The organism is Subsaximicrobium wynnwilliamsii, assembly GCF_007997225.1.
Taxonomy (GTDB): Bacteria; Bacteroidota; Bacteroidia; order Flavobacteriales; family Flavobacteriaceae; genus Psychroserpens; species Psychroserpens wynnwilliamsii.
In genome coordinates, this window is sequence record NZ_VORM01000045.1 from 1 (window position 1) to 8,912 (window position 8,912).

8 protein-coding genes and 1 pseudogene are annotated in these 8,912 nt (G+C 34.6%); all 9 read right to left on the reverse strand.

What is annotated here, in order from left to right; genetic code table 11:
• Positions 1–376 precede the first annotated feature (376 nt).
• Positions 377–679, reverse strand: a complete 303-nt coding sequence (locus ESY88_RS19750) for a type II toxin-antitoxin system RelE/ParE family toxin (RefSeq protein WP_147088429.1) — start codon at positions 677–679, stop codon at positions 377–379.
• Positions 680–901, reverse strand: a complete 222-nt coding sequence (locus ESY88_RS19755; protein WP_147088430.1) for a hypothetical protein — start codon at positions 899–901, stop codon at positions 680–682.
• Positions 902–1,130: 229 nt separating this feature from the next.
• The gene (locus ESY88_RS19760; RefSeq protein ID WP_147088431.1) at positions 1,131–3,551 is read right to left on the reverse strand and encodes a DUF5916 domain-containing protein; all 2,421 of its coding nucleotides are present in this window, start codon (positions 3,549–3,551) and stop codon (positions 1,131–1,133) included.
• 50 nt (positions 3,552–3,601) lie between these two features.
• Entirely contained in the window at positions 3,602–4,057 is a 456-nt protein-coding gene (locus tag ESY88_RS19765; protein WP_147088432.1) for a toxin-antitoxin system YwqK family antitoxin, read from the reverse strand.
• Between the two features lie 4 nt (positions 4,058–4,061).
• On the reverse strand, positions 4,062–5,405 hold the full coding sequence (locus ESY88_RS19770; protein ID WP_147088433.1) for a PD40 domain-containing protein: 1,344 nt from the start codon (positions 5,403–5,405) through the stop codon (positions 4,062–4,064).
• A 96-nt stretch (positions 5,406–5,501) separates the two neighbouring features.
• Entirely contained in the window at positions 5,502–6,224 is a 723-nt protein-coding gene (locus tag ESY88_RS19775) for a LytR/AlgR family response regulator transcription factor (RefSeq protein ID WP_147088434.1), read from the reverse strand.
• Entirely contained in the window at positions 6,221–7,288 is a 1,068-nt protein-coding gene (locus tag ESY88_RS19780; protein ID WP_147088435.1) for a sensor histidine kinase, read from the reverse strand. Before ESY88_RS19780 ends, ESY88_RS19775 begins: the two co-directional genes overlap by 4 nt.
• 264 nt (positions 7,289–7,552) lie before the next feature.
• Entirely contained in the window at positions 7,553–8,557 is a 1,005-nt protein-coding gene (locus ESY88_RS19785) for an IS30 family transposase (RefSeq protein ID WP_147088436.1), read from the reverse strand.
• Between the two features lie 135 nt (positions 8,558–8,692).
• A pseudogene (locus ESY88_RS21575) lies at positions 8,693–8,912 on the reverse strand (IS1182 family transposase); the annotation flags it as partial.

Below are 8,912 nucleotides of genomic sequence, written 5' to 3' on the forward strand. Positions count from 1 at the left end.
TTCAATGAAGTCTCTTCGAAAACCAAGTTTTTCCAGATCAAGCTGTTCTACAAATTGGTCAATGGCTCTCACACTGTTAAATTGGTCAATGGAATCTTCCAGGGAAACGGGGAAGAGGCAGGTCTGTCTTCTGTCTTTGCCAGATATGTATTTCATACTATTAAGATACAAAAAAGCTAAAAAATGACCTTGGGTCTTTCTTGAAAAGTATGAACAAGTTATTAGACAGTCTGATGTTGTTGTGTATGGACCGTTGCGTGTTAAAGCCCGAACCATTCCAAGTACAAATCTACGTGAAAATTACGCAGGGATTTTCCAGATAGGCACAGACCCAGCAATGGCTTATACACAGTACTTTGTTGTGCTTCGTTGTTTACTAAATTTCTTTGTTCAATTTTTTTGGATTTTGTCTAGTGTCAAATATTGTAACTAAGTTAATTCGTTTTGAATTAAATCGATAATATAAAGTAGTTTGTTTAGTTACAACGCATCTTCTTAATCCTTTTCTTTTAAGAGATTCGGGAAAAATCCCAGGCTGTTGCTTTATAATTTCTATACAATCGTCCAGCTTTATTACAAACTCATTTTTAACTTTTAATGACCATTGTTCGATAAGATGATCGAAAAGTTTTTCCAACTTTCTTTTGGCCGTTTTCGACATGACAACTTCCCTGTTCAATTATCTGTGATTTTGCATAAATGAATCGTAGTCTGTTACCTGACCATTTTTAATTTCCAATAAAGCATTGTCAATTTCCTCTTTTTGCTCAAGATTCAAATCATCCCAGAAATCTGCTGTTTTATCCTTTTTGAAAATCTTTTTTATAGATTCAAGTATTTTAGGATTTTCGGTTTCTAAAAGCAATTTTGCTAAATGTATCTTCTCTGCTTGAATATTCATAACAAGTTGTATTTAAATCAAAAATAAGGAATTAAGCTTAAAATTTGTTTTGAAGTCGATTTTTTTTTTAATGAAGCACAATGTTTGGTATATGAGCTGTGGCGAGTTTTAGCACGAACCTCTCTAAATAAAAACTGACTTTGGGAAATCCGCAGGATTTTCCAAGTAAGGAAAGACCAAGCCATAGCTTATACACGGCTTGCCTGCTGGCTTTTTGATTTTTATTCAATCATTTTAATTCTCTTTTCTTAAGCCTATTTACATCGAAGAAGTAAGTCAGCCGCAAAGATAATGTGTGTACTAAAGAATTTTGAAATAGTGCGTCTAAACTGTTAAAATATGATTGATTAGGATTGTTTTGAAAATTAGATAATGTGTTTCGATAAAATACGATTAGACTACTTGCAGGGGCAAATTGCCATTCAAAACTGCAATCAAAATTCCAAACATTAAAGTCGGCATTGGGCTCGAACGAATTGGGCTCGGAGAAGGCAATCGTTGAACCATCTGATTTTAAAATTTCAAGATTGTCTGAAAAAATTGCGTTACTCCAAAAGTTTCTTAACCTTAGATTAATTGCTTTGGTATTATCAATGTTATAGACTGTTTCAATTGAATTCTCAATGGTTCTTGTATCTCGTGAACTAAGAATGGTCTGTTCTCCATTGAGAGCCACAAAACTCAACCGATTATCTCGCTTCTGCCAGAACCATTGGTAACGGATAAAAAGCTTATCTGTAATTCTAAAGGATGGTCTAAGCCTAAAATCAATTCTAAATTCGGGATTGTTTATTCGATTTTCAGCATTAATATTTGCAAAAAGTGATACTCTTTTTCTAGTGTCTGTTGTAATATAACTACCATAAACTATTTTGGGCTGATACAAAACTGGTACAAGCGATATTCGTGATTCAAAAAAATCATATTCCCGAGTAAATGCAGTAATGAAACCACCACCTTGCCAAAGATTTTTAGTTTGAAAGTTGGGATTCAGCGATACTTGTGTAAAGTTATGCGTATTAGGTTGGTTTGTTCGGCTGTGATATAAGTTGTAATTTATTGTGTAATTATTAAACTTACCTTTTGGAGTAAACTGATTATAAGAACCAGAGATATAGGTTGTATTTATGTTGCTCTCAAATTGTAATCCTAAATCATTAGGATTATATGATTTTTCGATATAATCGTGACTAATACCATAACGCCATTTTCCTTCTACTTTTTGCCATCGCGCTGAATAGGAAAAGCCATAACTTGTTGAATCATTTAGAAAACGATTACTCATTTTTACGTTAGCACCGTAATTGTAAATATTCTCTTTGTCATAATGATCAATGCCAAATGCTGTTACATTAGCATCTGTGAAACTTCCTGAACGTAATGTATTTGCATTTGAAAAATAAAACGATGAATTAGCACCATACTGCTTATCTATTACAAATATGTTGAAGTTAGTCAATGATTCTGTGATTATTTTTCTATTCGTTAAATTTAAAGTATCTGTAATTGTTGCGGTCATCTTTTTTGTAATGGCATTCAAAAGCCCAATTCCGATTTTAGATTTTGATCTACCTGTTATTTTGACCGCATTGATAAGTTGTGTTTGAGTTGGGTTTGATATTAATATTTCATTTTCATCAACTTGATTGTAAACACTGCTAAAACCAAATGGCTGTTGACCAATTCTTCTTGAAAAGAATAGATTGCCTTTTGAAAATAAATCTGTCCCTTCTGTAAAAAATGGTCTTCTCTCTTCAAATACTTGTTCAAATGGGCTAAGATTAAGTTCCACGTTGTCAAATGCTACTTGTCCAAAATCAGGTATTAAAGTGGCATCTAAAGTAAATGCATCACTTAGACCGTATTTAACATCTAAGCCTGCATTGAATTGAGTTTTATTTGTATTTTTAAATTGCACGCTTTGAGTGCTCAGATATGGAAAAAGACTCAAACGTGATGGAGGATTAATATTTTGAATACCCCGTAAAACTGCATCATATTGAGCTTCATTTCCTTGTTTAATATCTATGAAGCTAAAAGTGAAGGATTGATTTAATCTATTAATTTTACGATAAGCGTTAAAACTCCAATCTTGAACAGAAGACTTTGCGAATCTCAAAGCTTGATATGGTATTTCCATTTCCACATACCATCCTTTTTCGTCTCTACTAGATCTAGCATCAAAGATTACATTGTAGCTAAAATCATCGCCACCATTGGTAGATTTTGAATCGGCAATTGCTCCCGCAGCAGTTATATAAAACCTTGTTTGGTCTATTTGATTATTATAAGTGTTTATCCAAAAAGAAAAAATATCAGATTGTACATTTATTTGATCACGCTGCGAGAATTGGGCAGCTATTTTATTGGGTTCATTATCATATAGATAGGCAGCAACATACATAGCATTATCATCGTACATTATTTTTATGAGTGTTTTCTGTTGTTCATTTTCAGCAGTTCCATTTTCGGGTTGAAGCATTATGAAATTATTGCCAACTTCGGCTAATTCCCAAATTTTCTCAAAAGGTTTGCCATCAATTTTTGGGACATCTGAAGTTCTTATAACATTGTACTGCTTTATTTTATTTTGACCATAAGACATAGTTATGGCTGAACACAACATTGTTGTGAAGATATATCTTAACATAATTTTTTAGCGTTTTTTAAGAATCGTATCTTAAATTTATTAAGAATTGACTATCGGGTATATCGTCTTGTGCTAACTATATTGCCTTTTCGATCGTAAAATGTCCATAAACCAATTGGGCGTTTCCAATCTAAATATTTGCCTTTAGATTTAATGCTTCCGTCTTCGTAAAAAAAAGTTACTGGTCCTTCAACACGATTATCAATCAAGGTGCCTTGACCTACTTTTTTGCCATCAGGAGCGTAATCAATCCAGATTCCATTCCCTATTCCATCAACAAATTGCTGAACAGATTCTAACTTTCCATTGTCATAACTTGCATATAAAAAACCAGTGTAAGGTACTTTACTTCCATTCGCAAAATATCGTTGCCCATATTGACCTCCATATTTTACTTTTGTATCGTTCATCGATACCATTTCTGATTCTGGTGGTACTGAAATGGAATCACTTTGAGCACAGGCTATAAAGGGAAAAAAGCATACTAGTAAAATAATTATTTTCATGATTTTAATTTTTTAGCATTAAAAAACGGGTTTCTATATAATATAAATCCCACGTTAGTTCGCCACTTGTATCTTTATTTCCTGCCCGGTTGCTGCTAAAAAAGAAATACTTTCCATCGGGTGAAAAACTCGGAAAACTATCATCGCTGTAAGAGTTAATAGCAATTGACATGTTTTTGGGTTTTGACCATTTACCATTAACTTTTTTTGAATAGAACAAATCGGTTCCCCAAGAATTTGGTCGGTTATCTGATGCAAAAAACAATAAATTTCCATCTGATGAAAGACAAGGAGCACTATCAAAGAATGTATTATCAGAAGGTTCTATAAGTTCTGTTGGCTTTTCAAAAGTTCCATCAGATTTGAGTTCGGCATAAAATAGATTAGTAGCTTTTGAGTAGGCACCTTTTGTCCAATAATATAAATTTCCTTCTTTATCGGTAATTGGTCCTGCTTCGTAATTTTCTGGCCAAACATTATCCGCTTTCATTAATTTATTGATTGTATCGGACAGTGGTTGTGGAATTGACCATTCGTTTCCTTGTTTATTCATAACCCAAATATTCATATCTGTGTTTTTTGATGAATTGTTATTTAACAAAGGTCTACATGACGCAAAAAATAATTTAGTTCCTTGACTATTGATAAAAGCAGATTCATCTTCACTTGCTGAAAAAGGAGCAATCTTCGGTTCTGACCACCCTTTTTCGTTTTTTGTGGTTACATAAATTCGTTTTTGATTAGTAGTCACATCTCTACGGGTAAAATAGGCTGTATTTCCATCGGGTGTGAAATTAATACCCCATTCGTTATTTTGATTTGTTGAAATTTTACCTTGTTCAAAAAGTTGCGCTTGGTCAATGACTTCAATGCCATTTTCATATCTTCTTCTGTCCTGTAAAGTTCCATCAGTTTTGTAAACGTATTCAACACCTACTTTTTCATCATTCGCATAGGTTACATCAGATTGTAATTGACCATTTTCATAATAACTTCTAGATATACCAAAAGCTCGATCTTCCATATAAAAACTCTCGGAACGAAGTTTGCCGTTTGGGTGAAAATATTCCCATTTACCTTCGCCCATACTATTTTTCCAATTGGCACGATAACGTAAAGTACCGTCTAAGTACCATTCTAGCCAAAGTCCTTCAGCTTTTCCGTTTTTTAGTGTTTTCCATAAAGACGGGCTGCCATTGGCATACTGCTCGGAAATGATACCTGAGTAGGATCTTATATCAGTTTCGGACTCTTTTGAAATAGGCAAAGCTGTTTGAATTTGTGCTTCTGCGGAAATCGTGAAGACAAGTAAAAAAAGAAAGATAAAAGGACGTATATTGGAAGTCATTGTCAATGGTTATAATGAATAATACTCAAAATTACATTGACTTTTTGAGGTATAAGTGAGAAATCTGTTGAGCTTGTGAATGGCTCGATGAAATGGTTAAAGCAACATTTTCTTAATTTCTGGTAAATACGTCTCGCTTATTTTAATTGAGGTATTGTCGGCGAGAATAGCGTAATGGTATCGCTCTATTTTTTTTATTTCGACAAAACAGTTTTTATTAATAAAATGCGAACGGTGCACTCGTATAAACGAATCGGGATTTAAATTTTCAATGAGATTGGAAATGCCTTTTAATGAAAGATACTCTACTTTATCTGTAAAAACCTTGGTATAATCACCATAAGCCTCGGCATAGATTATTGAACTTGTGTTTATCACTAATTTGCGACTACCTTTGTGAAGAATGATTTTATTAGGGAATCTATTTTCCAGTTTCAACAGGCTTTCAGCCAATGGAATCAGCTGTTCCTGATTATTTAAAATCCGGGATAGTGCATTTTCAAACCTAGCTTTTCCATAAGGTTTTAAAAGATAATCTATGGCGTGTACTTCAAAAGCCTTGATAGCGTATTGGTCATAAGCTGTAGAAAAAATCACTTCGGGAAGTTCGTCTAGTCTTGCCAATACTTCGAAACCGTTAAGCCCTGGCATTTGTATGTCAAGGAAAATCGTATCGGGTTTGAGTTGATTGACAAGTTTTACCGCCTCAATGCCATTGGAAGCTTCCCCAATGATAGAAAGTTCGCTATGCTGCGAAATATAATATTTCAGCAAGTCCCTTGCATCTTCTTCATCATCAATGACAAGTACGGTTTTCATATTTCAAAAGAAATTATAGTGCCCAAAGGAATATTGTCGTCAATTTTTAAATCAGAATCATAAATTTTATTCAGGCGCAATTTTGTGTTAGATAGTCCTAATCCTTTTTGAAAAAGATTTTCTTTGTCAAGAATACCAAGCCCTGTATCTTCAATGGATATTAGCAGCTTTTCTGAACTTTTCTTAATCCGAACAATCAAAGTAGAAGGTTCAATTTTAGGTGATATTCCGTGAATAACGGCGTTTTCAACAATAGGTTGAAACAACATGGGTGCTATTTTATATTCTTTCAAGTGATTAGGCACTTCAAATGAATATTTCAATCTTTCTTTTAATCGAATCTTCATTAATTGCAGGTAGTTTTCTATAAATGATAATTCTTCTTGGATAGTAACGTATTCATGCTGTGAAGCATAATTTAGGTATCGAAATAAGTCGGATAGTTGCACTATCAATTCCCTCGTTCGCTCATTTTCGGGTGGTATAGTTGCATTGATAGAATTAAATAGATTATGTAAAAAATGGGGGGTTAGCTGTGCTTTCATGGCCGTCATTTCGCTTTTTAGGGCAAGCTCTCGCAGTTCAGATTTTTCCAATTCCTCATTTTTTAGTTTTATCCAATAATTATAGGCGTGAATAAATCCGAATTGCACCAAATAGAAAAGCATCAAATTGTAAAGTGTCCAAACTATATATTTTCCACCCCAAAACATAGCCCACCCAAATAACTTTGTTACCCCTAACTGTCCAAAATAACATGCAAGAATGAATATCGGCAGAAAAAAAACATGGCTTAGCAATCTTACTTTCAGGGTATATTCTCTCAATATTACTTCCGTAACATACCAAATAGGTATTGTAATCAAAAAACTAACCATAAATTGTGTTCCAGCGGCAGCGAAAAATTCTTCGACATCAAAGTAAGATAAAAAGCCTTTTTTGTAAGTACCCCATGAAATCCAAGTAGCGGTATAGTAGATAAATGCAGATACGATGTAAAAAAGTACAAAAAGTTTTGTTTCCTTATTATTTAATACCCTCACTATTTTTTTATCTAAATCCATATTTTCGCAAAATTGCAAAATTTAAATAGGATATTTTTACAATTCTGTTCACCTTGTATATAAGCAGATGGATTGGTGTTGTAGCTATTATTTTATCCGCGGTCGGCTGGATTCAAGGTTCTAACGCAACAAAGCGTTATTAATTTTCAGTGCTTCAATACTCAAATATAAGGTTTATTTTTTTTGATTTTGATGTGGCATTGTTGAAATGGAATAACTCTCCTTTGGTCGAGTTATTTCCAGTCCAAAAAGCATACAGCAGCATCAGCATTTTTTTAAATTTCCTTTTAACAATTCCAAAGTAAAAACTTCATTGGGAGTCCTGTATCCCAGTATCTTTCTCGGGCTATTATTTAGTTTTTCCTGCACCATCTTCAGTTCTTTCTCACTTACTTTGCTGAAGTCCGTTCCCTTTGGGAAAAAGCGCCTGATGAGCCCGTTTGTGTTTTCATTTGTCCCTCTTTCCCAGGATGAATATGGATGTGCAAAATAGACTGGCATCCCTGTCTGTTTGGTAAATTGGTTATGCTGTGCCATTTCGTTGCCGTTATCGTATGTCAGCGTCTTTTTAAAGATTGTATCGGCCTGCCTGAACTCCCTGAAAAATCCTTTTCTGACGGTAGCCGATTTTCGGATGCCCAGTTTTACGATAAAGGTAAACCTTGCCTTTCTCTCGACCAGCGTCCCTATTGCGCTTTTCTGTCCCGTAACGATTACCAAATCCCCTTCCCAATGTCCGATTTCCTCTCTTTTTTCAATGTGTTCCGGTCTGTCATCAATGCTTGTCTGGTCTTTGATTTTTACACCTCTTTTGCTCTTGGCATTGGCTCTTCTGCGCTGTGATTTCTGATAGGGAAGAAGGGCAATCAGTTTTCGGTTCAGGCGTGCCTGTCTATGGGTATAGATGTGCGTATAAATGGCCTCATATGAGATAGCCATTATCGGGTCACGGGGATAGTCCAGTTTTATCTTGCCTGAAATCTGTTCGGGGGACCAAGCGTTCAGCAGGCCACGGTAGACATAAATCTTGAGTTTGTTATAGGTGTTTATTTTATCCAAATTTCTCTTGTTGAGATAGTCGTCTTTTGCACACCAATCCGCTAATCTGGCATCATAATTCTCTCCCCATTTATTGATTTCCCTTGTGATGGTGGAACGGGAACGGTGGAGCTTTAATGCAATATAGGATTTTGACCTGCTTTCGGCCAGTAACGTTTCGATTACGACTCGTTCTTGCAACGATAACCGATGGTATTTTTTTGGTTTCATACAACAAATCTAAAGTTTTGATTTGTTGCGTTAAGTTCTTGAATTCAGGGACATTTTTTTACATTGGCGCTAACGTCAGTCCGTCTAATAACCTGCCTTGATTTTTGTTAGTAGAACCAAATTACAGATTTTGTTTTAAACTGCGAGTGCCATTTTAATTTTTCTATTGTGATTGGCAAATGTTGCTATACAGGCTAAAAATAGGTTTATGGCGGTTTCTAGTGTCTTAATCATGTCAAAGCCCGTCGTATTGTCTTGTTTTATTATGTTCCAAATTCTCGTGAGATTATATGCTATAAAGATAAAGCCAACATCTGCGCTAGCTCGTAGTTTGGTTTGTTTAGTGATTATATGG